Origin of the sequence: Micromonospora sp. C97 (assembly GCF_018070385.1) — a bacterium.
In the GTDB taxonomy this organism is placed as follows: domain Bacteria; phylum Actinomycetota; class Actinomycetes; order Mycobacteriales; family Micromonosporaceae; genus Micromonospora; species Micromonospora parva.
This window is the reverse complement of the sequence record NZ_JAGPXU010000003.1, coordinates 301,644-327,974: the sequence shown is the minus strand read 5'-3', so window position 1 is coordinate 327,974 and position 26,331 is coordinate 301,644. Positions and strand designations below refer to the sequence as shown.

Sequence of the window (26,331 nt, the reverse complement as noted above, 5' to 3'; positions counted from 1 at the left end):
CCGGAGCGAAGGCCGAGCGAAAGGTCGTTGTTGATGGGACGTCGCTGGGTCGAACGGGCTCATCGGAGTCTCGCCACGGGGCGCGGGAGTGGGACATCGTGGCGTCATCCCGGCATTCGAACGGGGTCGCCGACCGATCAGCGGGCCGCCCCGCCCGACGCCGAAGCGGTCGAAAGCAGCCCCGCCGGCTCAGGTCGGCAGGTCGCTTTCCGCGCCATCCGTCACACCACAGCGAGCCCTCGATCACGATCCGTGTTCACCGTGGCGAGGTCGCGGCTGGCCGTGCTCGCGATCCTCGCGGTCAGTCCGCTGATGCGGTTGGCCGCGCTGCGCTACGCCGTACCCCCGGGTCTGCCCAGCCGGACCGGCTGTGACGCCTGCGGCGCGCCGGTCGGCCTGACCCGCCCCTGGCCGGCGCTGGGCCCGGCGGCCCGGTGCGGGCACTGCCGCGCCCGGGTCGGCCCACCGCCGGGCACCGTCGAGGTGGCCGTGCTCGCGGCGGTGGTGCTGCTGGCGGTCGGCGGCCCGTCGGGCGGGGCGCTGCCGGCGTTGATCTGGTGGCTCGGCTGGACGATCCCGGCGATCCTCGTCGACCTGGCCGTGCACCGGCTGCCGGATCGGCTCACCCTCCCCGCGGCGGCCGGGACCTGGCTGCTGCTCGGCGTGGCCGCACTCGATGCCGACCCGGGGCACTGGCTGCGGGCCGTCACCGGCGGCACCGGGCTGGCGCTCTTCTTCGCCAGCACCGCCGTGCTGCTCGGCCGCCGCGGCTTCGGGCTGGGCGACGCCAAGCTGGCGCTCAGCGTCGGGGCGTTGCTCGGCTGGTACGGCTGGCCGGTGCTGTTGTTCGGGATGCTGCTCACCTTCGGGCTCTCCGCGGTGGTGAGTCTGGGCCTGCTGGCCACCCGCCGAGCCAACTGGAGCAGTCACATGCCGTTCGGCCCGTTCCTGCTGCTCGGCACGGTGGGTGCCGTCCTGCTGGCGGCCTGACCCGGCGGGCGGCGACCGGCCGGGTCGCCGGTCACTGTCGCGAGCGGCCGGCCAGTTTGGGGACCGGGCTGTCCTGACGGTCGGCCCGACGGCGCAGCACCTCGCCGATCGGGCGGGCCAGCAACGGGGTGATCACCACGGCGACCAGGGCGCCGAACAGCACCCCCGCGATCACGTCGTGCGGGTAGTGCACGCCCACGAAGACCCGGGAGAAGGCGGCGAGCGCGGCCAGGGGCAACGCGACCAGGCCGAGGCGGCGGGAGAGCAGCAACGTGGTGACCGCCAGCGCGCCGGCGATGGTGGCGTGGTTGCTGGGGAACGACCAGTCGCCCGGGGGCGGGCAGGCGCTCGCGATGATCTCCCGGCCGATGGTCTGGCAGGGGCGCTCCTCGTCCACCACGGTCTTGAGGAACTCGCTGCCCACGTACGCCAGGATGGCCGGCAGCGGCGCGACCAGGGCGAGTGCCCGGTCGTGCGAGCCGCCGGAGCGGCGGCTCAGCGCGGCCATCAGCAGCAGCGCGCCGAGCAGCAGGATCACCCCCTCGGTGGCGTGTCCGACGAACCACTGCACCGGCTCTGGGCTGCCGGCCGCGGCGTCGACGACGTCGCGGTACCACTCGGCGCTGATCTCCGGAACGTCAACGCTGCCGTTGTCGACCATGCATCACCTCACTTCACGTTCATACCTCGTTCACCTGGGGGACACCCTACGAACGCGGCAGAGGGCACTGCCGCTGTCGAAGGTCGAGTGACTTTGCCGACCTTCGTCCAGGATTCGTCCAGCCGGCTCTGGTTGGCTGGTGCAGGACATCGGCCGACAGGAGACTTCGTGCAAACCGGTTCGACCACCGATCAACCGCAGTCCACCGCCGGCTTGGCCGACGACGAGACCTGGCGGATCCGGCGCACGGCGGCCGACCAGGACCGGCTCGGCGAGACCGAGTCGATCTTCGCGTTGAGCAACGGGTGGATCGGCTGGCGCGGGGTGCTCGACGAGGGTGCCCCGTGCGGGATGCCGGGCAGTTACGTGAACGGCTTGCACGAGCGGCGCGAACTGAGCTACCCCGAGGAGGGGTACGCGTTCCCGTCGGCCAGCGACACCGTCATCAGCGCACCGAACGCCGCGCTGATCCGGCTCTGGGTCGACGACGAGCCACTCGATCTCCGGACCGGGACGCTGCGCCGCCACGAACGGGTGCTCGACCTGCGCACCGGCGTGCTGACTCGGGAGACCGAGTGGATCTCACCCGCCGGTCGGGGCGTGCGCCTGCGCAGCACCCGGTTGGTGTCCCTGCCGCGTCGCCCGGTGGCCGCCGTCCGGTACGAGGTCGAGCCGTTGGACACCGCCGTCGAGCTGCGCGTCTGCTCGGACCTGCTGGCAAACGAGAAGGTGCCGGAGCGCTCGGACGACCCTCGGGCCGCCTCGGTGCCCACCGACCCGCTGACCGCCGAGACGTACCAGGCGACCGGCCTCGACGGCGTGCTGGTGCACCGCACCGAGCGCAGCGGCCAACGCGTCGCGGTCGCCGTCAGCCACCTGCTGGACGGGCCGGACACGGTGACCACCACCGGCGACTGCACCCCGGACCGGGTACGGCTGACCGTCACGGGTCGTCTGCACCCGGGGGAGCGGTTGCGGCTGACGAAGTTCGCCGCCTACGAGTGGGCGGCGGTCGACGAGACGCCCGCCGACGAGTTGGCCGCCCTGGTCACCGCCGAGGCGGACGCCGCCCGCGCGGACGGCTTCGACGCCCTGCTCACCGACCAGCGCGCCGCCCTGGACGCGGCCTGGCAGGTCGCCGACGTGCGGCTCGACGGCGATCCGGAGCTTCAGCAGGCCGTTCGGTTCGCGATGTTCCACCTGATCCAGGCCGGTCGCCCGGACTGCGACCGGACCATCTCGGCCAAGGGGTTGACCGGCAACGGCTACGACGGTCACGTCCTCTGGGACACCGAAAGTTACGTCCTGCCGGTGCTCACCTACCTGGCCCCGGCGGTGGCCCGGTCGGCGCTGACCTGGCGGCACGCCCACCTCCCCGAGGCGCGGGAGCGGGCCGCCGAGCTGCGGTTGACCGGCGCGACCTTCCCGTGGCGCACCATCGGCGGCCGGGAGTGCTCCGGCTACTGGCCGGCGGGCACCGCCGGGCTGCACGTCAACGCCGACGTCGCCGACGCGGTGTTGCGCTACGTGGCGGCCACCGACGACCAGCGGTTCCTGGCCGAGGCGGGGCTGGAACTGCTGGTGGAGACCGCCCGGCTCTGGCACGGCTTCGGCCACTGGTCGGGCGACGGCGGCTTCCACCTGCACGGCGTGACCGGCCCGGACGAGTACGCCGCGCTTGTCGACGACAACGTCTTCACCAACCTGATGGCCAGGCGCAACCTGCGCGGCGCGGCGGACGCCGCCGAGCGGCATCCGGAGGTGGCCGGCCGGCTCGGCGTGGACCGCGACGAGGTGGCCGGCTGGCGGGCCGCCGCCGATGCGATGGCCATCCCGTACGACAGCGAGCGCGAGGTGCACCAGCAGGCCGCCGGCTTCACCGAGCAACCCGAGTGGGACTTCGCGAACACCGGCGACGACGACTACCCGTTGCTGCTGCACTTCCCGTACCTGGAGCTGTACCGCAAGCAGGTGGTCAAGCAGGCCGACCTGGTGCTGGCCATGCAACTTCGCCCCGGTGAGTTCAGCGCCGACGAGAAGGCGCGCAACCTGGCGTACTACCAGGCCCGCACGGTCCGCGACTCGTCGCTGTCGGCCGCCCCGCAGGCGGTGCTGGCCGCCGAGGTCGGGCACCTGGACCTGGCGTACGACCTGTTCGCCGAGTCGGTGCTGCAGGACCTGGCCGACCTGGGGGACAAGACCGCCGACGGGCTGCACCTGGCCTCGCTGGCCGGCGCGTGGCTGGCACTGGTGCAGGGCTTCGGTGGGTTGCGCGACGACCGCGAGGTGCTCTCCTTCGACCCCCGCCTGCCGCGCCGGATCGACCGGCTGGCGTTCAGCCTGCGCTGGCGCGGCCACCGGCTGCGGGTCACGTTGACTCCGACGGAGGCCCGCTACGAGCTGCCCGACGCCACCGGCGACGCCGAGATCGAGCTGTGGCACCACGGCGAGTCGCTGCGGGTCACCGGCACCGAGCCGGTCACCCGGCCGATGCCGCCGGTGCCCGACCCCGGCCCGGAACCGCCCTCCCCGCCCGGCCGCCGCCCCACCCGCCGCTCGGCCGACTGAGCCGCCTCGCTGGTGTTGTCGCGCGGTGGTCTCGGGTCCGTTGCTCGGCTCAGATCGGCGCGGGACCACCTGCCATCCGTTCGCGGACGGCCGCCAGGTCCTCGAAGGCGTACGCCCAGTTGTGGCACTTGAAGCTGCGCAGACCGTCGATCGCGGTGTGACAGTCGGAGCAGCGCACCCCGGCGATGGCGTCCGGGATCTCGGTGTTGACGTACTTGCGTTCGCCGAGGATGACCGTGGCGATCATGGTCTTGTCGTGCAGGCCGGAGAGGGCCGACGAGACGATGTCATACCAGGTGATCCGCCGGCGGCACTTCGGGCAGTCGGGTTCGTCGCCGCTGACCCAGAGCGGGGCGCCGATGCTGCGTGCGGGCATGCCGAGCAGCTTCTCCAGCCGCCGGACGTCCGACTCGGGGGTGGTCCAGCGGTGTCGGCCGGGCAGTGACGCGGGTGAGTCGTACACGGCGCGGAACAGGTCGTTGTCGACCTGCACGGTTTCGCGCTGAGCGGTCATCGGCTTCCCTCCTCGTTGAGTCGGTGCCCCCACCGTGGTCAGCGGTGACCATGGGCGCAGCCGGATCAACGACACGAGGGGTCAGCGGGTCGTCGCTACGCGGCTGACCGCTTTCGGCTCCGGTGCGCGGCCTCGGGTGGTACGACGGACGCAGGGGCCGTGCGCCAGCGGGAGGAGCGCCGATGGCGAGCAGACCCGAGCGGCTGCTGCGGGGCGGCGACTCGCCGCTGAGCGCCTCGTTCCTGGAGCTGTTCTTCGATCTGGCGTTCGTGCTGGTCCTCAGCCAGTTGGCCGCCCACCTGCTGCACGACCTCACAGTGGTCGGCGCGCTGCACACCGCCCTGCTGTTGACCGGAGTCTGGTGGATCTGGGTGCCCACCACCTGGTTCGCCGACTGGTACGACCCGCAGAGCCCGGCGGTGCGGTGGCTGCTGGTGGGCGCCGCGCTGGGCACCCTGCTGGCCGGGGTGGCGATCCCGCAGGCGTTGGACGGGCGGGGGCTGCTCTTCGCCGCCGCGTACGTCTCGGTGCACATTGCCCGTGGGGTGGTGACCGCTGTCGGGTTGCGCGGTCATCCGCGGCAGATTCGGACGCTGCGGATCCTGTGCTGGTTCAGCGTCTCGGCCGTACCGTGGCTCGCCGGTGGGTTGCTGCCGCAGTGGCGGGTGCCGTTGTGGCTGCTCGCCCTCGCTCTCGACCTCACCGGTCCGAGGCTCGGTTACCCCACACCCGGGATGGGCCGGACCACGCGGGAGGAGTTGCACCTGGCCGGTGAGCACTTCGCCGAGCGGTACCAGCAGATCATGATCATCGCGCTCGGCGAACTCGTCCTGGTCGCCGGCCTGTCGTACGCCGGCACCGATCTGCACTTCTCACAGACCGTCGCGTTTCTGCTGGTCTTCACCCTCGCCGTGCTGATCGGTCTGCTCTACGTCACGCCTGCCGGCCAGCGCCTCGGCCCGGCCATCGAGCGCGCCGATCCGGCCCGCCTCGGCGTGATCACCGGTTACCTGCACCTGGTGATGATCGCCGGGCTGGTGGTCACCGCCGTCGGCGCCGAACTGAGCATCGTCCACCCCCTACGGACCGGTGACACGACCGCTGTCGTGGTCATTCTGAGCGGCCCGACGCTGTTCCTCGTCGGGCGGATCCTCTTCTCGGCGACGATCCACCGGCGGCTCTCCTGGCCCCGGGTCGCCGCCCTGTTCGTGTTGGCCGGCGCGGCGGCCGTGCTGCGGCTGCCGCTGGTGGCGGTCAGCGCGGTCGCCGTCACTGTGGTGCTGGTGGTGGTCGTCCTCGATCACGCCGGCATCCGGTCCTACCGCCACCGATCTGGTGCGTAGGCAATAAGCCTGACTAAGGTCAGGTGTATGGACTCGGCTCTCATCGCCGCCGTACGGCGGTTCAACCGGACGGTCACCCAACGGGTGGGTGCGCTCGACGACGAGTACATGGCCCAGGGCCGTCCCCTGGGGCAGGCTCGACTGCTCTGGGAGATCGGCCCCGCCGGTGCCGAGGTCGCCGCGCTACGCACCCGGCTCGGCCTGGACTCCGGACACCTCAGTCGGCTCCTGCGCACCCTGGAGAACGACGGTCTCATCACCGTCGGTCCGGTCGACCGGACCGGCGGCGACGGCCGGGTACGTGTCGCCACGCTCACCGACGCCGGCCGGACCCAGTGGGCCGACCTCGATCAGCGCTCGGACGATCTCGCCGCCTCGATCCTCGAACCGCTCACCGAACACCGCCGGGAACGACTCGTCACCGCCATGGCCGAGGTGGAACGGCTGCTCGTCGGGTCGATGGTCGTCATCGAGCCGTGCCCGCCGGGCGACCCGCGGGCCCGTGCCTGCCTCCGGGCCTACGTCCGGGACATCGCCCGACGACTCGACGACGGGTTCGACCCCGCACTGAGCAAGCCGCTGCACGACGATGCGCTCGCCCCGCCCAACGGTGTGCTCCTGCTCGCCACCCTCAACGGCGAACCGATCGGCTGCGGCGGGGTGAAACTGCACCGGGGCGAGGCCGCCGAGATCAAACGCGTGTGGGTGGCGGACACCGTACGCGGCCTCGGCGTCGGGCGGCGGCTGCTGGGGGAGCTGGAACGGTACGCCGCCGAGCATGGCGCGACCGCCGTCCGGCTGGACACCAACCGCAACCTCACCGAGGCGATCGCCCTGTACCGGGCGACCGGTTACCGGGAGATCGAGGCGTACAACACCGAGCACTACGCCCACCACTGGTTCGAGAAGCGGTTGGCCTAGACCCGATCGAGTGGTCAGGATCGATCGCCACCTGATGGCACGGCACCGAAAATGACCTCGAAGACCGCCGCCTCGCTGGGCAGGCTGGTGGGTGCCGGAGCGAACAACAGCCCCCGGCACCCACGCGAGGAGTCGTTAGTGCGCAAGCTTGTGTATTACATCGCCACCACCCTGGACGGCTTCATCGCCGGCCCCGACGGCGCCGACCCCACCGGCCCCGGCGGTTTCTGGCCCGTTCCGGAGGACTACCTGCGCCACCTCGTCGCCGAGTACCCGGAGACCCTGCCCGGCCCGGCCCGACAGGCGTTCGGCATCACCGACGAGGGCAGCCGGTTCGACACCGTGCTGGAAGGACGCCACTCCTACGAGGTGGGGCTGAAGGCCGGCGTCACCGACGCGTACCCCCACCTGCGCCACCTGGTGTTCTCCCGCACGCTGGGCAGCACCCCGGATCCGGCCGTCGAGGTCGTCGACCAGGACCCGATCGCCACGGTACGAGAGCTCAAGCGACACGACGGCAAGGACGTCTGGGTGATCGGCGGTGGTGCCCTGGCCGGTGCCCTGTATCCCGAGATCGATCAGCTGATCGTCAAACTCGCCCCGCTGACCGTCGGCGCCGGCATCCCGCTGTTCGGCCGGGACGCCGTCTTCGCCCCACGTACCTGGCGGCTGACTGACCACACCGTCCTGGGCAGTGGCGCTCTCTTCCTGACCTACACCCCACCGAGGCCGCAGACGAGCCCGCATGAGCGGTGGATGCGGTCCTACCGTCCGGGTCCCCGGCCGTAGCCAGGTTCGCGGGTAGGCAGTCCGATCTGGCCGCTGCTGCCGGTCGCCGACGGCACCAGCGGCCAGAACGGATCAGCCCTTCACCGCCCCCGCGGTGAGTCCCTCGGTCAGGAAGCGCTGCCCGAGGGCGTACATGATCACCACGGGGATGCTGACGAGCAGTGACGCCGCCGCGAGTTGTCCCTGTGGCACGACGTCTCCAGCGATCATCGACTGCATCCCCACCGGGAGCGTCTTGTACTCGTCCTTCGTGATGAACACGAAGGCGAAGAGGAACTCGTTCCAGGCGTTGGTCAGGGTGAAGAGCGCGACAGCCAGCAGCCCCGGCTTGGCCAGCGGCAGCACCACCCGGCCGAACGCCTGGACGCGGCTGCAACCGTCGACAAGTGCGGCCTCCTCCAGCTCGATGGGGATCGACGAGAAGTACCCCACCAGCAGCCAGGTGGCGAACGGCAGGGTGAAGGTCGGGTACGTCACCACCAGCGACCACAACGAGTCGGTGAGTCGAGCGCCGATGAGCATCTGGTACAGCGGGATGAACAGCAGCGCGCCCGGCATCACGTAGGTGAGCAGCACCGTGACGGTGAAGCTCTGCGCCCCGCGGAACCGCAGCCGGGCCAGCGCGTAACCGGCCAGGGCGGCGCAGACCAGTGCCACAGCGGTGGACGCCGCCGACACCAGCAGAGTGTTGAGGTACCAGCGGCCGAACGGCTGGTTGGCGAAGAGGGCGCTGAACTGTTCCAGCGTCCACGGCGTCGGCCACAGGTCGTCGGTACGCATGACGACCTGGCCCTCGGACTTGAAGGCCGTGACGGCGATCCAGTACAGCGGCCCGAGCACGAAGAAGAGCAGACCGGCCAGCGCGACCCAGGACCCGACGCCCGACACCGCCGCCGACGACCGGCGGCCACCTCGCGACTGGAGGGTCGAGACGACCCGGCCGACCACCGCCGCGACCAGCAGAATCACCCCGAGGACCACCGCCGCCTTCCAGAAGATCTCCGGCGATGCCCAGAGCAGCAGACCGGTGACCAGCGCCGTGATGACCCACGGCAGGGCCCTGCGGGCTGGACCGGTCCACCGATGGGTTCCGATCCATCGTGCGGCCCGGCGTCGGCGGGGCAGTTTGATGTTGCTGTCCTGACGCAACAACCGGACCAGGACGAACACCAGCCCGCCGATGATCGGCAGCATGACGAGCGTGACCGCCGCCCCAGCGCCGTACTGGAGCTGGAGGATCGCCTTGGAGTAGGCGATCAGCACGTACGGCGCTGTCACGTCGCCCGGGCCACCCTGGGTCAGCAACCAGATGAGGTCGAAGTTGTTGAACGTCCAGATCGACGACAGGGTCACCGTCACGGTGATCACGTGGCGCAGTCCGGGCAGCGTCACGTTGGCGAACCGCTGCCAGGCCGAGGCCCCGTCGATGGTCGCCGCCTCGTAGAGGTCCGCCGGGATGGCCTTCAACCCGGCGAGGAAGCACACGGTGAAGAACGGCACTCCCTTCCAGACGTTGACCAGGATCACCGACGGCATGGCCAGCGACGGGTCGGACAGCCAACCCGCGGGCCAGCTGTCGACCAGGTGCGCGCTGGCCAGCAGCGGCCCGATCCCGGTGGCGGTGAGCAGCGTGTTGACGCTGCCGAAGATCGGGTCGAGCAGCGCGCGCCAGCTGAACGCCGTCACCACCGTCGGCACCACCCACGGCACCAGGAGCAGGCCGGCCAGCAGGGCCCGGCCACGGCGGCGATGGTGCAGCAGCAGGGCCGCGGCCAATCCCAGCACGACCTTGAAAACCTCGGCGTACGCGGTGAAGACGAACGAGTTCACCACGCCGGTGTGGAACTGGTCGTCGCCGACGAGCGCGAGGTAGTTGTCCAGGCCGACGAAGACGCTGTCCTGCCCGTGCCGTTCGGTGGTGCTGGTGATGATCGACCGGGCGATCGGCACGAGAACGAGCCCGCCGACCAGCACGGCCATCGGCGCCAGGAACAGGGCGGCGAGTCGCCAGTCGCGACCCAGCCGCCGCTGGACGGCCGTGAGGGAGCCAGGCCCCGACGGCGGTGATTTCCTCGCCGCCGTCGGGACCCGTGCAGGACGGACCGAGCTCACTGCGGCAGCCCCTGCTGGTTGAAGATCTGCACCATCTTCGCGTGGGCGGCCGTCACGGCCTGCGCCGGCGACGTGCCCTGCACGACCTGCTGCATCATGTCGGTCAGGACGTAGGCCGATCCGACCGCCTGCTGGCCCGCGCTGGCCTTCTGCGGGAAGGCCAGGCCGTTCTTCGTGTTCAGCGGCAGCTTCAACTCAGTGATCTTGCGCAGCATGGGGAAGGCCGGGTCGCCGCTGGTGAAGAACGGGTCGGCGTCCCAGACCTTCGCCCAGGCGGGCATCACCAGGCCGGGTGCTTCCTTCGCCACCCCGAGCAGCGCGGGCGCGCTGACCAGGTACTGCGCCAGGAGCTTGGCGAGCGCCGGGTTCTTGGCACCCTTGAAGACGACGAAGCCCTGCGACTGGCCGAGCAGCAGCGGATTGTCGGTCGCCGGGCCGATGCAGTCGGAGAACACGTGGGTGTTCGCGTGCACCGGGTTCTTCTTGGTCCTGGAGTCGGCGTAGACGCTGAACTGGTTGCGGGTGTAACCGAGGATCCCGGCGAGCCAGTTCTCGTTGTTGCTGGTGTCGGTCCAACTGGCGATCCCCGGCGGCAGCATCGGCTTGTACTTGGGGTTGGTGTAGATGTCGCCGAGGAAGGTCACCGCCTGCACCGTCTCGGGGGAGTTGAAGGTGACCTTCCGGCCGTCGTTGGCGGCGATCGACCCGCCGTAGGCGTTGATCAGCGCCTCGATCATGCCGTTGCCGTCGCCGGAGCGGTTGACCGTCATGCCCCAGCCGAACCGGCGTTTGGTCGGATCGGAGATCTCCAGGCACAGGTCCCGCAGCTCCTCCCAGCTGTAGATGTCCTTCGGGGTGATGCCCTTGTCCTGCATCCAGTCCTTGCGCAGGAACGACCCGATCCCGATGAAGTGGTACGGGATCGCGAACCACTTGCCGTCGAAGACGCAGAAGTTCTTGGCCTCGGCGCAGGGCTCGCCGTACTTGGCGGTCAACGCCGTGACGACGTCCGTCACGTCCTCCAGGTCGCCCAGCGCCTGGAACTGCGCGACGAACCGCGAGTCGGTCATGAACGCCAGGTCACGGGCCACCCCGCCCTTGACCTCGGCGTCGATCTTGGCGACCACGTCACCGGCGTCAGCCTGGACGAGACTGTTCTCGATCTTCGTCCCGGTGGTGTCGGCGAACTTCTTGATCGAGCTGTCGAGCGCTTCGTTCGCCGCCGTCGAGTAGAGCTTCTGCGACAGCATCCCCATCGAGGAACCCTTCATCGACGCCGCAGCGTCGATCAGTTCCTGCGGAACGTCCGGCTGCACCTTGCTGGGGGACTCGGAGGTGCCCCCGCACGCGGCCAGACCGGCCGCGCCGAGCACCCCCACCCCCATCCCCAGAAAGCCACGCCGGGACCACGCCAGGTTGTCGTTCATGGAATTCGCCTCCTCTGTCTCCCCGCACCACCGCACGCCGAAGGCGTGCCTGTGCTCCAGGTGTGCCTATGACGGCGACCACGGACGCGTCGCCCGCATCGATCAGTGCGCTCGCGTACCCGTTGTCGAAGTTGGTGGGGTTGCGGCGGCGGGTGTTGCCCCGCCGCCGCTCACCGTCGGGAGTCCGCTGACGCACGCGTCGTCGTGGCATCCGAGCGAGCCACGCGAGAGACTCCGCGCGCCGCTCGTCGGGTAGCGCGACGAGGGTGAGGCGATCGGCGACCGGGCCGAGAAAGCTGCGCTGACGTTGGAGTTCGGTCGGGCCACGAGACCACCACCGTTCGAGATTTCGAACTGAGTTCGAGATACCGGATCGAGTGGTCGCGACGCTAGAGCAGCGCCAAGACAGCTGTCAATGTTTCGATGTGATTTCGAACCGAAAACGGGAGGCCGACTACCGCGACTGCGCCCGGTAGCCCATGCGCGCCGACAGCGCGGCCGCGCCCTCGCGAACCAGCCCCGTCCACTCCACGTGCGCCTGCGGCGTCCAGCGGATGATCGGTGCGGACAGGCTCATCGCGGCGATGGTGGCACCGGAATGGTCCCGGATCGCCGCGGCGACGCAGCGCATGGCGCTGTCAGACTCACCGATGTCGACGGCGACACTCTCCGCCCGGACCTGATCGAGATGCTCGCGGAGCCGGTCCGGGTCGGTGATGCTCTCCGGCGTCATGCCCGGCAGTTCGCCCTTCGTCAGGACGGCGTCCAGGCTCTCCTCATCGAGGCTCGACAGCAGCACCTTGCCGACCGCCGTGCAGTGCGCCGGCAACCGGCGCCCCACCCCGGAGACCATCCGGACCGGGTGCGTGCTGTCGAACTTCACGAGATAAACGACATCGGGGCCGTCGAGCACCGCCACGTGAACCGCCTCGTGGCAGGCGGCAGCCACGTCCCGCACCACGGACTGCGCCTCCCGAACCAGATCAAGCCGACCCGCGAACGCCGCGCCGAGCTGAAACAGCGGCATGCCGAGCCGATACTGCACCGGCTGACCCGGTACGGAGATCAGGTACGAACGAGCCTCAAGCGTCACGAGCAGCTCGTGGACGGTGGTGCGGGGCAGGTCGAGCCGCTCCATCACCTGGCGCGCCGACAGTTGCGGGCAGTCCAGGAACAGCTCGAGGACGTTGAGTGCGCGGTTGACCGCCGGTACCACACGGGGCATGTCGATAGTCCCTTCGCAGTGCCGAACCCGTGTCAACGATCTACACACAGGCCGGCACCTGAAGAGGATATCGACGTCCGCTCTCGGCGCCAGGTGTCGGACAGCGCCGCACCCGGTGATCTTGCTGACCATTCCCATTGTGGGGTCGATGGGCTCAGACCAGCGCTGATGCTGCCAAATTGGTTGCCAGATCGCCGAGGACGCCAGTACTAGAGCCAACGATCATCTTCGTCCAGACCACCTTGCCTCCTTCGTTGATCTTCGTCAGAAATGCCGTGGAGATCAGCGAGCAGGTAAAGGCAAGCAGCATGATGGGTAGCGCCAGCCCCAGGCTCAACCCTGGTCTCAGCCCATCGACCTGCCCATAGTAGACGGCCCGCGTGAGGACCCTGCGCGCGTGCTCCGTGCTGGTGCGTCCGCAAACGCCCGACAGGCGGCCGTCCGGGCTCGGGACCTGAGTGGCAGCGATATCAGGACCTGTCTGTCACTCCCGCACCGACCGGCACCGCGGGTCTGGGTGATACTTCTTCGCTGGCTGATCAGGCGGAGACAGGGAGCAGCGGCATGGCACCGCGGTCCGGTAACGGCGATGACGCGGTCGCACGTGCCCGTGAGTTGGTTCGGGCCGAGCAGTTCGGGCCCGCCATCGAACTGCTACGCGAGCACCTGAACGCGCACCCGGATGACGGCATTGCCTGGCGCCGCCTCGCCGGCGCCCTGATTGGACTCGGCGACCATGCCGCTGCGGTCGATGCGGCTGGTCGAGCAATCGAGATCGACCCTGAGGACGTGACTGCCTACCGCTACCGGGCGCTCGCTCTTCTCCTGCTCAACCGGGGTCGGGATTCGTATGCCGACGCGAAGCGCGCGGTGGAGCTTGCACCCGATGACCACGAGGCGCTGAGCCTGCTCGCCCAGAACGTCGTCGAGGTCGATCGCGATGTAGCGCGGTTCAAGGAGCTCATCCAGCGGGCGCTCAACGCGAATCCGGACAGTGCCCCCGCATGGCACCTGGCCAGGCAATATCGAAGGCTCCGTCGCCGGACCCTGACCGTCGCGATGCACCTGGTGACCCTCCCGGCCGCGATCGTGTTGCTGTTTGGTTGGTTCGCGGTGGACACCGGCAAGTCGATGGCCGCTCGTTGGATGGTGTGGCCCTGCCTTGTCGCGCTGGCCGTCATTCTTGGCAGAGGCCTGTTCACGTGGTCGGCACGCGGCGTGCTCCCGATGCTCACACTGCCCCAGGTGTCGGCAGCGGCGAGCGCCGCCGGAATTGTCGCGGCAGGCGCGGGTTACGGCGCTACCCGAGGAGCCCCAACCGCAGCCGTCCTTGGCCTGACCGCCGTCGCGATATCGGGCGTCTTCGGGCTTCTCCTGCTCCGTCACGGCGCACGGCACAGCCGCCGGTCAGAAGAATCTACGACTGGCCGTAGATCGTCTAGCCGGGACACGTCACGCATGCCCTGAGACCGATCCGTCACGCAGGTCCCACCGGAGGAGGGCCGCCCGCGCCGCCTGGTCGGCAACCTTCTGCGGCCGGCGGACGGCAACTCGTTCGCACATCTCGGAAGCCAAGATCATGCCTGAGTTGTGCCCTGGCCGTGCCCGATGATCATCGGTTGGAGCTGTCGCGCTCAGAGGCGCCGAATGGTGGGCCGCCAGGGACTCGAACCCTGAACCTATGGATTAAAAGTCCACAGCTCTGCCATTGAGCTAGCGGCCCGCGCGCTCAGGTTACCCGACCGTCTTCGCCCCGGCTGATGTCCGCCCCCGCTCTGGTTCAGCGATGTTGATCTAAGCCTGGGGCGGCGTCGGTGTTGGAAGGAACGTCTGCACCGCTTTGTCACCGACATAGCTTCATCACCGATATATTGAGGCCATGGACACACCCACGCCACTGCGGGAACCCACCTTCCTGATCCTCACCGCGCTCGCGCGGGAATCCATGCACGGCTACGGCATCATCAGCGACGTCGCGGCCCTCTCCGGCGGGCGGCTGGCGCTGCGGCCCGGCACCCTCTACGGCGCACTCGACCGCCTCACCGACGAAGGGCTGGTCGAGCGGGACCGCGAGGAGGTCGTCGAGGGACGGCTTCGCCGCTACTACCGGCTCACCGACGAGGGCCGGTCAGTGCTCACCGCCGAGACCGAACGACTGCGCCGCAACGTCGAGGCCGCCACCCAGCGGTTGGCTGTTCGACCTGCGGGCACTGGCGGCACCACACGCGGCCCTCTCACCGTCCCCGGAACGGCCGCCCGCCCCATCCTTCGACCGACCGGAGGCCCGGCATGAACCAGCCCAACCCCGCCCCGGATCGTGCCGGGTCGCCGCTGGAGTCCCGCTACCGGCGACTGCTGTGGGCCTACCCGGGTGACTACCAGGCCGAGCGGGGCGACGAGATCGTCGGGACGTACCTCGACACCGTCGAATCGGGGCGGCGCTGGCCGTCCCCACACGACGCCCTCGACCTGCTCGGCGCCGGAATTCGGGAGCGACTACGGGGGTACGGCGCACTTGGGCTGGCGGACGCCCTCCCGCTGGCCGCGACCGCCGCGCTGAGCACCCTCGTCGCGGTCGCCGCCTTCTTCCTCTTGCAGGTCGAGTTCGAAGACCCCCGCCTCGCCAGGCTGGACCCGGTCGGCCCGTTCCAGACCCTCGGCGCTGTCATCTGGCTGGGCTGGCTGCTCGTCGGCCTCACCGCCACGGTGCTGCCCGGCTCCTGGACCCGAATCGCCGCAGCCTGCGGTCTCCTGCTGACCATCGCCGTACCGCCCGTGGCCGCCCTCGCCGGACAACCCCGACCGCCGATGTTCGTGCTGATCCTCGCCGTCGCGCTCGGCCTGGCCACGCTCGCACTGCCCGCCCATCCCGGCTGGGCCGCGCGTAGCCTGCCGCCGCTCACGGCCGGCGCTGTGGCGGCCGCGTCCGTGGCGTTCAGCGCCGCCGAGAACGGCGGCAACATGTTCACGTCGTACGGCTCGACGCCCGAACTGTTGGCCATGGCCGGGGGGTTGATGTTCGCGCTGGTCCTGCTCGTCGGGCTCGGCCGCGCCCTGCGAGCCGACGACGCCGGCCTCTGGGCGGCCCTGCTGCTCGCCACCCCGGCTGGCCTGTTCGGCGCCGACCAGCTCAGCCAAGGGATCTGGGGCAGTCGGGGAGGCGGACCGGGCGCGGCGGCCTACGCCACCACAACCGGGACGATCCTTCTTGTCGGTGCGGCACTGCTGGCGGCGGCCATCGCCGGCCAGTCCGCACGCCACCAGAGCGTACGTCGACAGGTGCTCGACAAGGCCTGCCCGACCTGCGGCCACCGTTCGACGGCGACGACTGGGACCTGACGTCGCCGGATCGGCGATGCGGCGCTTATCTGCACGGGGTCGGTGGCCGGGAGCGGATCAGGGCGACCTCGCCTGGTGGCGCATGGGTGTAGGCCGGCGGGGAACCACTACCGGCATGGGATCAAGCAGCGCGCCGGCCGTGGCAGCCTCCGGGGAGGAGGTCGGGCCCGATGGCGTACGCCAGCCGGGTGGGGAGGTGCACGCCTGGCTGCCCGGCCAGAACCAGACGGTCTGTGGCCTGGCGCTGAGCCGGACCCGGCTGCGGCGCTTCCCGCATGTGCGCTTCGACTACTCCGGCACTGACGTGCTGACCGAGGCGGACGCGGTGGGCTGGATCTGCCCACGCTGCCTGGCCGCCACCGCTGGCCGGCGGGGGAAGGAGAAGCACGGCTGGGTACGGCATTCCCCGCGGCCTTGATCGACTCGGGTTTCAGGAAATCGGGGTGTTCTGCGCGCGGTGATGCCCCGACTTTCAGGAAGTCGAGTCGATCAAGAGCGCGGGGCGAGGGCCGTGCGCTGCGCGGGGCGCTGCGGGTGGGTGGTTGAGCTGCGGCTGGGCGGGTACGGGGTCGGGCATGCGGATCGTGGTGGTGGGGGCTAGCGGCAACGTCGGTACGGCGCTGCTGCGGCGGCTGCGCCGGGAGCGGGGCGTGGAGCTGGGCGGGGTCGTACGACGGTTGCCCGGCCCGGACGCCGGTGAGCCGTACGACCAGGTGGAGTGGCACTCCTGCGACATCGGCGCGCCGAGCGCGACCGGTCAGCTCGCCGAGGTGTTCGCGGGTGCGGACGCGGTGGTGCACCTGGCCTGGCAGATCCAGCCCAGCCACGACCAGCGGGTGCTGCGCCGGACCAACGTCGAGGGCAGCCGGGCGGTGATCGACGCGGTGGTCGGGGCGCGCGTGCCGGCCCTGGTGTACGCCTCGTCGGTCGGCACCTACGCGCCCGGCCCGAAGGACCACCCGATCAGTGAGCGGTGGCCGGCGACCGGTGTGCCCGGCTCGTCGTACAGCGAGCACAAGGCCGAGGTGGAGGCGTTGCTGGACCAGGTCGAGCGCGATCACCCGACGCTGCGGGTGGTGCGCATGCGACCTGGGTTGATTTTCCAGCGGGCGGCCGGTGCGGAGATCACGCGGTACTTCCTCGGCCCGCTGGCGCCGGTGCGGTTGTTGCGCTTCGGCCGGATTCCGCTGGTGCCGACGAACCGTCGGTTGCGGATGCAGGCGGTGCACGCCGACGACGTGGCCGATGCGTACGCCCGGGCGGTGTTGGGTGATGCGCGCGGCGCCTTCAACGTCGCCGCGGACCCGGTGCTCACTCCGGAGCTGGTGGCCCGGCACTTCCACGGTTGGACGGTGCCGGTCGCCGCGCCGGTGCTGCGGGCGGCGGCCGCGCTGACCTGGCGGGCGCGGCTGCAACCGGTCGACGCGGGCTGGGTGGAGCTGGGTCTGAACGCCCCGCTGATGTCCAGCGAGCGCGCGGAGACCGAGCTGGGCTGGCAGCCCAAGATCAGTGCGCTGACGGCGCTCAGGGAACTCTTCGCCGGCATGGCCGACGGCGACCACACGGCGAGCCCACCGATGTCCGGCGCCCGGGACCTGCCCGGCCGCCCCGCTGCCCTCCTGCACGCCCGCCCCCCAGGCCAGGGAAACCCCTACTAACCCCCACCCCACTGTGTTGATCAAGAGGTTTCGGTCAAAAAACGCCGCCCAGTTGACCGAAACCTCTTGATCACCGGCGCAGGGCGGGGCGCGGGCGCAGGGCAGTGCGCGGGCGGGGCGCGGGGCGCGGGCGCGCCGGCAGGGGTGGGTGGGGTTAGGAGAGGGTGGAGGCTGTCACTGTGGGGTTGCGGGCGCCCAGGAAGAAGATTCCGGGGAAGCCGCGGGTCTCGAACTTGGCGCTGGGGTTGCGGCGCAGCGTCGAGTTTTCGATCCTCATCGTGCCGGTGCGGTTGTTGCTCACGAAGAAGACCGCGCCGCCGCCCTCGTTGGCCTTGTTGTTCTCGATGATGGTGCCGGCGATCCGTACGGTGAACTCGTTGCCGTCGCAGTAGATCGCGCCGCCGCTGCCGCCGCCGGGCGTGCCGGACTTCGCCGGGTTGGCGCCGTTGCCGATCGCCTCGTTGTTCCTCAGCAGACTGTTCAGCACCACCCACGACACGCCGATGCTGCTCAGCGCCCCTCCGTTGGAGCAGGAACCGCCGTCGAAGGTGCTGCCCACCACGTACACCGGCTTGTTCTCGTACTGGCTCAGCACCCGCACGGCCGCGCCACCCAGGTCGGGGCCGGTACGGTCGCAGCGGTTGCGGACGAAGCGCGAGTTGACCACCTTCAGCCGCCCGCCGCGTACGAAGATCGCCCCACCGCCGCCGCCCTCGGCCTTCTCGCCCGTGGAGTTGCCGTCGGCAAAGGTCAGGTTCTGCACGGTGAGCTGCGGGTGATCCTGGTTCTGACAGTGCGAGGTGGTGAAGCCCTGGGCCTGGTCGCAGGTGTTCATGTAGAGGATCCGGCGCTGCCCCTGGCCGCTCAACGTGACAGTGCCGCCGCCGTCCAGCACGACCTTCGGCCCGTTGGCGTTGCGGACCTTCGCGGTGGCGGTCATCTTGATGGTCACCGGGGCGGGTCCACAGTTGAACGTGATGACACCGCCGGCCGCCACCGCCTTCACCACCGCCGCCGAGGTGCAGCTCGCCGCGGTGCCGGTGCCGATGGTCCGGGTCGGCTTCGAGGTGTCCACCGCCCGCGCCTCGGCCGGCACGGTCGCCTTGCCGTTCGGGTTGCCGGCAGTGAGCACCTTGTTGGCGGGCTTCGGGCTCGCGCTGGCCCCGGGGCCTCCGAGGCCGTCCCGGGCCTGTGGCGCTGCGCTCTGACCCCCGGTCGGAGAAGCGGTCGGCGAAGCGGTCGAGCCGGCCTCGAAGGCGGGGGCCGGGTCGTCGGACGCGCAGCCGGGCAGGGTCGCGGTGGCGACACCGAGGACGAGGAGAGCGGCAAGCGACGTCATGCGCACCAGGTGATGCTAGGAGCCGCGACCGCGCCGTGACGAATCCGCCGAGCCGGCTTAATGCACTGCTAAACCGCCGCTCGCTGCCAAGCCGCGCCCGCCGCTCGCTGCCAAGCCGCGCCCGCCGCTCGCTGCCAAGCCGCGCCCGCCGCCCGCCGCCAAGCCGCGCCCGCCGCCGCGCCGGATGTGGCGCGGTGACCGGTGATCAGGTGTGGGAGAGGGCGAAGGCGGTCAGGAAGCCGGCGACCGTGATCAGACCGACCAGCAGGTGCGCGTTCTCGAACGCCTCGGGGACCATGGTGTCGGTGATCATGGCGAGGATCGCCCCGGCGGCCAACGCCGTGATGGCAGCCAGCACCTCCGGCGGCGCGCTGCCCAGCAGAGTGTTGCCGACCAGCGCGGCGACGCCACTGACCAGCGCGATCCCGGTCCAGAGCAGGAACACGTACCGTCGGGTGCGGCCGGCCTGCCGCATGCCGGCCGCGCTGGACAACCCCTCCGGAACGTTGCTGAGGAACACCGCCGCCACCGTGACCAGGCTGACCGCGCCACCGCTGAGCAGGCTGGCGCCGATCACCACCGATTCCGGTACGCCGTCGAGGAGCGCGCCGACCGCGATCGCCGACCCGGAGCCGGGCTGCTCACCCTCGGAGGGCTGTTGGTCGCCGGACCGCTTGCGGTGCCGCGCCCCGCGCCGGGCCAGCACCACGTTGGCGAGGGTGTAGGCAGCCGCGCCACCGGCCGCGCCGATCACCGTGGGCAGCAGTCCGCCCTGGTCGTGGGCGACCTCGATCAGCTCGTAGGAGACCGCGGAGAGCAGCACCCCCGCGCCGAACGCCATCACCGACGCGGTGAGCCGCTGTGGGACGCGGACGAACCAGCCGACCGCCGCCCCGATCAGCAGCGCCGACCCGGCCAGCAGTCCCCATCCGCCCGCCTGTAACCACTCTGGCATTCCGGGGACCGTACCCGGTGGGGTGCGGGCGGCAAACCGTGCTCAGAAGTCGGCGAAGAGGTACGGCACCCGGCGGGGGAACAGGCCGCGCAGCTCCACTGCGGCGTCCCCCGGCACCTCACCCAGACCGCGCAGCGGCAGCTCGGCCGGGTCCAGCACCCCGTACGCGAGGGCGGAGAGCCCGGCGGCGGTGAGCGTGGCGGTCGGCGCGCGGCCGGTGGTGTCGTCGACCAGCTCCAGCGCGCCGGTCGTGCCGTCGAGCAGGTGGGTGCCGGCCAGCCAGCGGTCCCCGGTCAGCTCGACCCGGACCCGGCCCGGGCCGGCGGGCAGCCCGCGCAACGCGTCGAGCGACAGCAGCCGGGCCATCGGCGCGGACGCGCCCGGCACGGCGGTGCGGGCCTCGACGTGCACGTCCAGGTCGGTCAGCCACAGCTCGGGCAGCTCGTCGGGCGGAACCTGGACGGTGACCCGTTCGATCTGGTCCACGTGCCGGGCGAAGAACTGCAGCAGCAGCGCCCGCGCGAGCGGATCGGAGACCAGCAGCTCGTTGCCGTGCAGCGTGCCGCCGTGCTCGTCGATCCGGTACGTCACCGCGCCGGTGACCTCCCCGGCCACCCGGGCGGTGAGCAGCCAGTACTCGTCACGGTCGCGCATCCCGACCGCCCGGTAGTCCGGGAAGATCGCGAAGCCGTGCCGTTCCCGGAGGTTGCGTTCGGTGAACGCCCGCCACGCCGGATAGCCGGCGCCGATGCGTTCCCAGCTCACCTCGCCGGGCAGGTCCACCCGGAGCAGCGAACCCAGGTTGGCCGGGGCGAAGGTGACCCGGCGTGGCTTGGGTAACCCGACGTAGCCGAACCGGGCGTAGAAGCTGGGCCGGAACGGATAGAGCGCGCTGAGCGGATGACCCTCGTCGCGCATCTCGTCGAGGAGTTGGTGCAGCAACGTCCGGACGTGTCCCTGCCGGCGGGCCAACGGATGGGTCGCCACCCCGGCGACCCCGGCCATCGGCAGCACCACCCCGCGCAGGTTCTGCCGCATCGGAATGGCCGAGACGGCGGCCAACGTGGTGCCGTCCTCCTCGACGATGAGCGTCCGGTTGCCCTGGTTGTAGGGCAGGTAGTCGCGGAACTCGGCCGTCCGGGAGGCACTCAGTGGCGAGGATTCGAAGGCGTACGCGGCCAGCGGGAAGCTGGTGGTGAGACGGTCGTCGTCGGTCACCCGGCGGATGGTCATTCGCCCATCTCAACCTGCCGCGCGGGTCGCAGCAACCGGATTGGCCCGATCCGCGCGACGTGCGGCGGTCACCCGACCGGCAGGTGCCGCAGGTGCCGGCGGCGGCGCAGGCGGACGCTGGCCACCGCGGCCACGCCAACCGCCAGCAGGGCGGTGACGACGAGCCCGTGCAGCAACCCCCGGGAGAGGTAGCCGTGGTCGGTGTTGTCGACGGTCCAGGTGGCGATCTCCCGGCTCGACCAGAACGGCGTCAACCTGGCCCCCGACCCGGCCGGGTCGATCAGCATCTGCACCGTCACCACGGTGAGCAGCAGCAGCGTGCCCTCCAACTCGCGGGGCAGCAGCGCACCGATCAACATCCCGAACGGCGCGGCCACCGCGACGGAACAGAGCATCGCCGCCGCCAGGCCGCCGTACCGCAGGTCCGCGCCGTCGATCATCGGCAGCAGGAAGAACGGTACGGAGATGACCAGCCCCACCGTCCACAGGCCGAGCATCCGTCCGAGGTAGAGGTGGTGTGGCCGGTAGCCGGCCAGCCGCAGCCTCGGCTCCAGCTCGCGGGCCGCGGTGGTGGCGAACAGCGCGGCGGTGCTCACCGCCCAGCCCACGCCGAGCAGCAGCGAGCGAACCGACTGCCCGAGGTAGGCGTCCCGCCGGATCAGGTAGAAGGTCAACGGCATCAACAACAACAGCAGGAGTACGCCCCGACGCCGCAGCAGCTCCCGCAGTGTCATCTCGGCGACGGTGACGAGCCGGTTCACGGGCGACCTCCCTGAATGCCGGGCGCGTGCCACCCGGTCTCCCGCGCCGGGGTCAGGTCGAGCACGATGTCCACCCGGTCGAGTTGGTTGAGCAGGTGGGTCACCACGACGATGGCGGTGCCGGTGTCGCGCAACCTGCTGAGCTGGTCCCAGAAGTTGACGTACGTGCCCTGGTCGAAGCCCTGGTACGGCTCGTCGAGCAGCAGCACGTCGGGCGCGCTGAGCGTGGACATGGTCAGGTTGAGCTTCTGCCGGGTGCCGCCGGACAGGTGGCGGGCCTGCACGTCCCCGCCCGCTTCCCAACCGAGTTGACGGGCAGCCGCCCGACCGGCGCGGCGGGCCGGGCCCCGGGCCACGCCCTGGCCGGCGCCGATGAGCACGAAGTGTTCGTCGGCGAGCAGGAAGTCGGCGGTGCCGCCGGACTGCGGGCAGTAGCCGAGTCGCCCGGAGACTGTCACCTCACCGGCGTCCGGTGACATCAGCCCGGCGCAGATCCGGAGGAAGGTGCTCTTGCCGCAGCCGTTCGCGCCGATGACGGCGGCGATCTGTCCGGCCCGGACGGTCAGTGTGGCGTCGCGCAGCACGCTCCGCCGTCCGTACCTCTTGGTGATGCCGGCGGCGTGCAGCCGGACCGGCCCGGGGCGCGGTCCGGGCGCGGTGCCGATGCTCTCCACGACGGCGCCCGCGTACTGCTGGGGTGGGCCGAAGACGACCCAGGGGTCGCCGCCTCCCTCGCGCAGGTGTGTGGCGGCCTCGGCGACCACGTGCCGCGCGGCGTCCGCCGCGACCCGCCGCTGGTGCAGCTCGGCCGTGAGCGTACGCAGCCAATCGTCGGCGTTCACCGGCTGACCCCCTTCGTGACGATGTCGTTCACCGGCCGGACGAAGGTGAGCCAGGCGCTGCCGCCGGCGCGGAGCGCCGCGTACCCGTCGTCGGTGAGCCGGTAGTACTTGCGGGCCGGCCCGGCGTTGCCCTCCCGCCACTGCGCGGTCACCAGGCCGGTCTTCTGCAGGCGCAGCAGCACGGGATAGAGCGTGCCGCCCTGGATCGGCCCGACGCCCGCCGTGTCGAGCGCCTGGGCGAGCTGGTAGCCGTAGGACTCGCCTTCGGACAGCAGGGCCAGGACGCAGATGTCGAGCACCCCCCGCAACCACTGCCCGCGCCGGTCGGAATCCACTCGATGGACAGTAGCGACGCAAGCTAGATGGCACAACCATCTACTGTCGGCGACGGCACCCGGACGGCCGGCCCGGAGCCGGCCGCCGAGTGAGTCGTACGGGTCAGCGGGTGACGACGTCCGAGACCACGACCGTGACGTTGTCCGGTGCCCCGGCATGGTGGGCCAGCTTCACCAACTGCTCACCGCACTGCTGACGGTCGGCGTACATGCCCAGGGCCGCCGCGATGGCCTCGTCCTCGACGTAGTCGGAGAGCCCGTCGCTGCACAGCAGCAGCCGGTCACCGGGGACCACTGTGAGCACACCGACAGCGGGCGGGGTGTCGGCGCCCTGCACGGCCCGGGTCACCAGGGACCGCTGCGGGTGGTGGCGGGCCTGCTCGGGCGAGAGGGTGCCCTGATCGACCAGCGCCTGCACGAACGTGTCGTCCCGGGTGAGCTGGGTCAGGTCCCCGTCGCGCAGCAGGTAACAGCGGGAGTCGCCCACCTGGGCCAGCACCAGCGTCTCCCCGGCCAGCAGCGCCGCGGTGAGCGTCGTCCCCATGCCGTCCCGGCTCGGGTCGACGGTGATCGCGGCGTGGATGCGCTGGTTGGCGGTGCTGACCACGGCACGCAGGGCGTCGGCGGCGCCGTCGGGGTCGGTCGGCGGAGCCAGCTCGTCCAGGATCCGGATCACGATCTCGCTCGCCACCTCGCCCGCAGGCAGCCCGCCCATGCCGTCGGCGACGGCGATCAGGCGGTCACCGGCGAGGGCGGAGTCCTCGTTGTTGGTGCGCACCAAGCCGATGTCGTTGAGGATGACCGAGCGGAGGATCAGCGTCATGGGGTCAAGCTTGCCAAGAACAACCCGCATTCGTCTCTACGCCTCCTACCTAGGTCGAGAAATGATTGCGATTTTCGTCGGCGGCCCCGACGGTGCGTGACCGGTCGGCCCGTTCTCAGCGGCGCGGATAGCGCAGGAGCAGGCTGGCGGCGACCTCCTCGTCACCCACCGCCGCGTAGCTGTGCGGCACGTCCGACACCCAGCGGAGGTGACCGCCGGCCGGGGCGGTCAGCGGTGCGTCGGCCGGCCCGGCGCGCAGCACCCCGGCGAAGACGGTGACGTGCTCGGTGACCCCCGCCGGGTGGGCGGGGGAGAGCTGCCCGGGGCCGGGCGCCACCCGCATCCGGTACAGCTCGTAGGTCGCGTCGGTGTCGGTGAACACCTCCAGCAGGGTGGCGGTGACGGCGGAGCCGTGCACTGTCGGCCCGGCGGCCGGCTCCGCCAGCACGGCCGTCAGCGGTACGCCGAGCTGCGCGGTGACCGCCCAGAGCGTCTCCAGGGTGGGGTTGCGGGTGCCGTTCTCCAGGCCGGAGAGGGTGGCCTTTCCGACACCGGCGAGCCGGGCGAGTGTGGACAGTGAGATCCCCCGCTCCTCGCGCAAAGCACGGACCCGGCGTCCGACGACGGCGGGATCCACGTCGAGGCCCGGACGCGGGGCTGGTGGTGGGTGTGACACCCGGCTATCGTGCTACACGCTGCCGTTCCGTAAACGGAACAGTCGGGAGGGTTGGAGTGGCGGGACCCGTACAACCGGTGCTGGCCGGGGTGGTGACCGCGCTGGTGGGCTTCGCCAGCTCGTTCACCGTCGTGCTGGCCGGGCTCCGAGCGGCTGGCGCGTCGGACGCGCAGGCCGCCTCCGGCCTGCTCGCGCTCTGCGTGGCGAGCGGCCTCGCCGCCGCCTGGCTGGGCTGGCGGTACCGGATACCGATGAGCGCCGCCTGGTCCACTCCGGGCGCGGCGTTGCTGGTAGCGACCGGGCCGCCACCGGGCGGATGGCGGGTGGCGGTGGGCGCGTTCCTCGTCTCCGGCGTGCTGATCGTCGCCGCCGGACTGTTCCCGCCACTCGGTCGGGCGGTGGCCGCCATTCCCAAGCCGGTGGCCGGCGCGATGCTCGCCGGGGTGCTGCTGCCGCTGTGCACAGCCCCGGTCCGCGCGCTTGTCGAGCTGCCGGTGGTGGCCGGGCCGGTAGTGGTCGCCTGGCTGCTGCTGCACCGGTTCGCCCGCCGCTGGGCGGTTCCCGGTGCGCTGGTGGTGGCGGTGGCGGCGATCGCGCTCACCGCACCGCCGGCCGGCCTGACCGGTGCCGCGCTGATCCCGTCGGTCACCCTGACCGCGCCGGCCTGGAACGCGTCCGCACTGGTCGGGGTGGCCCTTCCGCTGTTCCTGGTCACCATGGCCGCGCAGAACGTACCCGGCATGGCGGTGCTGGTCGGCTACGGCTACCGGCCGCCGTTCGGCGCCGCGCTACGTACCACCGGCCTGGCCAGCCTGCTCGCCGCCCCGGCCGGCGGGCACGCGGTGAACCTCGCGGCGATCACCGCCGCGCTCGCCGCCGGCCCCGACGCGCACCCCGACCCGGAGCGCCGGTGGATCGCCTCGGTCACGGCCGGCGCTGGACTGGCAGTGCTCGGCCTGGGCGCCGGGGTGGCCACCACGCTTGTCGCTGTCGCCCCACCGATCCTCATCGAGGCGGTCGCCGGGCTGGCGCTGCTGGGCGCCCTCGCCACCGCGCTCGCCTCGGCGGTGACCGACCCGGCGACCCGCGAGGCCGCCGTTGTCACCTTCGTGGTGACCGCGTCCGGGGTGACGCTGATCGGCGTGGGCGGCGCGTTCTGGGGCCTGGTCGCGGGCTGCCTGATGCTGCTGCTCTTCCACCGCCGCCCAGCCGCCCCGTCAGCCGAGGCCACCCCCGCCGAGCCGGGGCCGTCGGGTTACTCCTCGGATGGCAGGTCGGCCACGCCGACGGCCAGGAGGACCCGGCCGTCGGCCACCGAGCCGATCCGGTCGGCCGGTACGTAGACCGCGCCGGTGCGGGTCAGCTCGGTCGAGACCTTCAGGTAGCCGCTGTGCAGCAGCCGCGCCGCCAGATCGGCCGGCACGTCCGGCTCCTCGACCGCGGTCGCCTCGATCAGCTCGTCCAGGCTGCTGCCCGGGTCGGCGGTCGGTGTCTGGACGGTCACCGCGTTCGGGTCGCCCCGCTGGACGAGGTCCACGGTTCCGACCTCGGTGCCGGCTGAGTCGACCACCGGCATCCCGGTGGTGATCCGTGAGATGGTCGCCTGCTGCGCGTCCTGCTGGTCCATCCCGCTGCGGTTCCCAGGGCGTCGCGCCGCTAAACGCCGCCGGCCCGGAGGTGATAGATGCGGAGGCGGCAGATACGCAGGTGATGGGCCTGAAGAGCGTGATGCCTCTGAGGCATCACCATGCCTCAGAGGCATCACCGTCGAAAGCAATACCGCCTCCACGGCCCGCGCAAGGTGGCGGGCGACGGGCCGC

At 71.2% G+C, this 26,331-nt stretch carries 27 protein-coding genes and 1 tRNA gene; 12 read left to right on the top strand and 16 right to left on the bottom strand.

Annotated elements, in window-relative coordinates:
* Window positions 1–312: 312 nt before the first annotated feature.
* Window positions 313–990: an A24 family peptidase gene (locus KBX26_RS07880; protein WP_210865064.1), complete on the top strand. Its 678-nt coding sequence runs from the start codon at window positions 313–315 to the stop codon at window positions 988–990.
* Between the two features lie 31 nt (window positions 991–1,021).
* Here KBX26_RS07880 and KBX26_RS07875 read toward each other — a convergent pair whose 3' ends face one another.
* The gene (locus KBX26_RS07875; RefSeq protein ID WP_210865035.1) at window positions 1,022–1,651 is read right to left on the bottom strand and encodes a phosphatase PAP2 family protein; all 630 of its coding nucleotides are present in this window, start codon (window positions 1,649–1,651) and stop codon (window positions 1,022–1,024) included.
* A 168-nt stretch (window positions 1,652–1,819) separates the two neighbouring features.
* On the opposite strand from KBX26_RS07875, the gene KBX26_RS07870 reads away from it, so the two are divergent.
* Window positions 1,820–4,219 carry a glycoside hydrolase family 65 protein gene (locus KBX26_RS07870; RefSeq protein WP_210865034.1) on the top strand — a complete coding sequence of 800 codons (2,400 nt, stop codon included), beginning with the start codon at window positions 1,820–1,822 and terminating at the stop codon, window positions 4,217–4,219.
* A 49-nt stretch (window positions 4,220–4,268) separates the two neighbouring features.
* Here the strand turns inward: KBX26_RS07870 and KBX26_RS07865 are convergent, their stop codons facing one another.
* Window positions 4,269–4,733, bottom strand: a complete 465-nt coding sequence (locus KBX26_RS07865; RefSeq protein WP_030332298.1) for a hypothetical protein — start codon at window positions 4,731–4,733, stop codon at window positions 4,269–4,271.
* A gap of 182 nt (window positions 4,734–4,915) precedes the next feature.
* Here KBX26_RS07865 and KBX26_RS07860 point away from each other — a divergent pair, with 182 nt between their 5' ends.
* The 3 genes from KBX26_RS07860 (at window position 4,916) to KBX26_RS07850 (ending at window position 7,786) form a co-directional block, all read left to right on the top strand.
* The gene (locus KBX26_RS07860; RefSeq protein WP_051708475.1) at window positions 4,916–6,076 is read left to right on the top strand and encodes a low temperature requirement protein A; all 1,161 of its coding nucleotides are present in this window, start codon (window positions 4,916–4,918) and stop codon (window positions 6,074–6,076) included.
* Between the two features lie 27 nt (window positions 6,077–6,103).
* Window positions 6,104–6,997: a helix-turn-helix domain-containing GNAT family N-acetyltransferase gene (locus KBX26_RS07855; protein ID WP_030332300.1), complete on the top strand. Its 894-nt coding sequence runs from the start codon at window positions 6,104–6,106 to the stop codon at window positions 6,995–6,997.
* A 138-nt stretch (window positions 6,998–7,135) separates the two neighbouring features.
* Window positions 7,136–7,786 (top strand): dihydrofolate reductase family protein, encoded by a 651-nt coding sequence (locus KBX26_RS07850; RefSeq protein ID WP_210865033.1) that lies wholly within the window; start codon window positions 7,136–7,138, stop codon window positions 7,784–7,786.
* Between the two features lie 72 nt (window positions 7,787–7,858).
* Here KBX26_RS07850 and KBX26_RS07845 read toward each other — a convergent pair whose 3' ends face one another.
* The gene (locus KBX26_RS07845) at window positions 7,859–9,766 is read right to left on the bottom strand and encodes an ABC transporter permease subunit (RefSeq protein ID WP_245233626.1); all 1,908 of its coding nucleotides are present in this window, start codon (window positions 9,764–9,766) and stop codon (window positions 7,859–7,861) included.
* Window positions 9,767–9,894: 128 nt separating this feature from the next.
* A complete protein-coding gene (locus KBX26_RS07840; protein ID WP_030332306.1) occupies window positions 9,895–11,325 on the bottom strand; it encodes an extracellular solute-binding protein in 1,431 nt (476 codons plus the stop codon).
* A gap of 68 nt (window positions 11,326–11,393) precedes the next feature.
* On the opposite strand from KBX26_RS07840, the gene KBX26_RS32685 reads away from it, so the two are divergent.
* Window positions 11,394–11,516, top strand: coding sequence for a hypothetical protein (locus KBX26_RS32685; protein ID WP_280940604.1), 123 nt, complete (start codon window positions 11,394–11,396; stop codon window positions 11,514–11,516).
* Between the two features lie 263 nt (window positions 11,517–11,779).
* Here the strand turns inward: KBX26_RS32685 and KBX26_RS07835 are convergent, their stop codons facing one another.
* Both KBX26_RS07835 and KBX26_RS07830 read right to left on the bottom strand, forming a co-directional pair.
* Window positions 11,780–12,550: an IclR family transcriptional regulator gene (locus tag KBX26_RS07835; protein ID WP_210865032.1), complete on the bottom strand. Its 771-nt coding sequence runs from the start codon at window positions 12,548–12,550 to the stop codon at window positions 11,780–11,782.
* A 154-nt stretch (window positions 12,551–12,704) separates the two neighbouring features.
* Window positions 12,705–12,887, bottom strand: coding sequence for a hypothetical protein (locus tag KBX26_RS07830; protein ID WP_210865031.1), 183 nt, complete (start codon window positions 12,885–12,887; stop codon window positions 12,705–12,707).
* Window positions 12,888–13,114: 227 nt separating this feature from the next.
* Between KBX26_RS07830 and KBX26_RS07825 the strand changes: the two genes are divergently transcribed.
* The gene (locus tag KBX26_RS07825; RefSeq protein ID WP_210865030.1) at window positions 13,115–14,017 is read left to right on the top strand and encodes a tetratricopeptide repeat protein; all 903 of its coding nucleotides are present in this window, start codon (window positions 13,115–13,117) and stop codon (window positions 14,015–14,017) included.
* A gap of 181 nt (window positions 14,018–14,198) precedes the next feature.
* Here KBX26_RS07825 and KBX26_RS07820 read toward each other — a convergent pair.
* A tRNA-Lys gene (locus tag KBX26_RS07820) sits at window positions 14,199–14,273 on the bottom strand.
* A 156-nt stretch (window positions 14,274–14,429) separates the two neighbouring features.
* On the opposite strand from KBX26_RS07820, the gene KBX26_RS07815 reads away from it, so the two are divergent.
* From KBX26_RS07815 to KBX26_RS07800, 4 genes are all read left to right on the top strand, one after another.
* On the top strand, window positions 14,430–14,843 hold the full coding sequence (locus tag KBX26_RS07815; protein WP_210865029.1) for a PadR family transcriptional regulator: 414 nt from the start codon (window positions 14,430–14,432) through the stop codon (window positions 14,841–14,843).
* Window positions 14,840–15,889 (top strand): GlsB/YeaQ/YmgE family stress response membrane protein, encoded by a 1,050-nt coding sequence (locus tag KBX26_RS07810; RefSeq protein ID WP_210865028.1) that lies wholly within the window; start codon window positions 14,840–14,842, stop codon window positions 15,887–15,889. Before KBX26_RS07815 ends, KBX26_RS07810 begins: the two co-directional genes overlap by 4 nt.
* A 139-nt stretch (window positions 15,890–16,028) precedes the next feature.
* Window positions 16,029–16,307: a hypothetical protein gene (locus tag KBX26_RS07805; RefSeq protein ID WP_307857765.1), complete on the top strand. Its 279-nt coding sequence runs from the start codon at window positions 16,029–16,031 to the stop codon at window positions 16,305–16,307.
* 157 nt (window positions 16,308–16,464) lie between these two features.
* Window positions 16,465–17,547 (top strand): NAD-dependent epimerase/dehydratase family protein, encoded by a 1,083-nt coding sequence (locus KBX26_RS07800; protein ID WP_210865026.1) that lies wholly within the window; start codon window positions 16,465–16,467, stop codon window positions 17,545–17,547.
* A gap of 154 nt (window positions 17,548–17,701) precedes the next feature.
* Here KBX26_RS07800 and KBX26_RS07795 read toward each other — a convergent pair whose 3' ends face one another.
* The 8 genes from KBX26_RS07795 to KBX26_RS07760 all read right to left on the bottom strand — a co-directional run bounded on the left by KBX26_RS07795 (window position 17,702) and on the right by KBX26_RS07760 (window position 24,511).
* On the bottom strand, window positions 17,702–18,886 hold the full coding sequence (locus KBX26_RS07795) for a hypothetical protein (protein WP_210865063.1): 1,185 nt from the start codon (window positions 18,884–18,886) through the stop codon (window positions 17,702–17,704).
* Between the two features lie 205 nt (window positions 18,887–19,091).
* Window positions 19,092–19,841 carry a ZIP family metal transporter gene (locus KBX26_RS07790; protein WP_210865025.1) on the bottom strand — a complete coding sequence of 250 codons (750 nt, stop codon included), beginning with the start codon at window positions 19,839–19,841 and terminating at the stop codon, window positions 19,092–19,094.
* A gap of 42 nt (window positions 19,842–19,883) precedes the next feature.
* Window positions 19,884–21,074 (bottom strand): enhanced intracellular survival protein Eis, encoded by a 1,191-nt coding sequence (gene eis / locus KBX26_RS07785; protein WP_210865024.1) that lies wholly within the window; start codon window positions 21,072–21,074, stop codon window positions 19,884–19,886.
* Between the two features lie 68 nt (window positions 21,075–21,142).
* Window positions 21,143–21,835 (bottom strand): hypothetical protein, encoded by a 693-nt coding sequence (locus KBX26_RS07780; protein WP_030332337.1) that lies wholly within the window; start codon window positions 21,833–21,835, stop codon window positions 21,143–21,145.
* Window positions 21,832–22,677: an ATP-binding cassette domain-containing protein gene (locus KBX26_RS07775; RefSeq protein WP_051708479.1), complete on the bottom strand. Its 846-nt coding sequence runs from the start codon at window positions 22,675–22,677 to the stop codon at window positions 21,832–21,834. The genes KBX26_RS07780 and KBX26_RS07775 overlap by 4 nt, the downstream gene beginning before the upstream one ends.
* Entirely contained in the window at window positions 22,674–23,012 is a 339-nt protein-coding gene (locus tag KBX26_RS07770; RefSeq protein ID WP_030332341.1) for a PadR family transcriptional regulator, read from the bottom strand. The genes KBX26_RS07775 and KBX26_RS07770 overlap by 4 nt, the downstream gene beginning before the upstream one ends.
* Before the next feature lie 103 nt (window positions 23,013–23,115).
* Window positions 23,116–23,835 carry a PP2C family serine/threonine-protein phosphatase gene (locus tag KBX26_RS07765; protein ID WP_210865023.1) on the bottom strand — a complete coding sequence of 240 codons (720 nt, stop codon included), beginning with the start codon at window positions 23,833–23,835 and terminating at the stop codon, window positions 23,116–23,118.
* Between the two features lie 115 nt (window positions 23,836–23,950).
* Window positions 23,951–24,511 (bottom strand): XRE family transcriptional regulator, encoded by a 561-nt coding sequence (locus KBX26_RS07760; protein WP_245233627.1) that lies wholly within the window; start codon window positions 24,509–24,511, stop codon window positions 23,951–23,953.
* Between the two features lie 56 nt (window positions 24,512–24,567).
* On the opposite strand from KBX26_RS07760, the gene KBX26_RS07755 reads away from it, so the two are divergent.
* Window positions 24,568–25,854: a benzoate/H(+) symporter BenE family transporter gene (locus KBX26_RS07755; RefSeq protein ID WP_081883829.1), complete on the top strand. Its 1,287-nt coding sequence runs from the start codon at window positions 24,568–24,570 to the stop codon at window positions 25,852–25,854.
* Here KBX26_RS07755 and KBX26_RS07750 read toward each other — a convergent pair.
* A complete protein-coding gene (locus KBX26_RS07750) occupies window positions 25,767–26,138 on the bottom strand; it encodes a hypothetical protein (protein WP_030332355.1) in 372 nt (123 codons plus the stop codon). The two genes, KBX26_RS07755 and KBX26_RS07750, sit on opposite strands and share 88 nt — an antisense overlap.
* Window positions 26,139–26,331 lie beyond the last annotated feature (193 nt).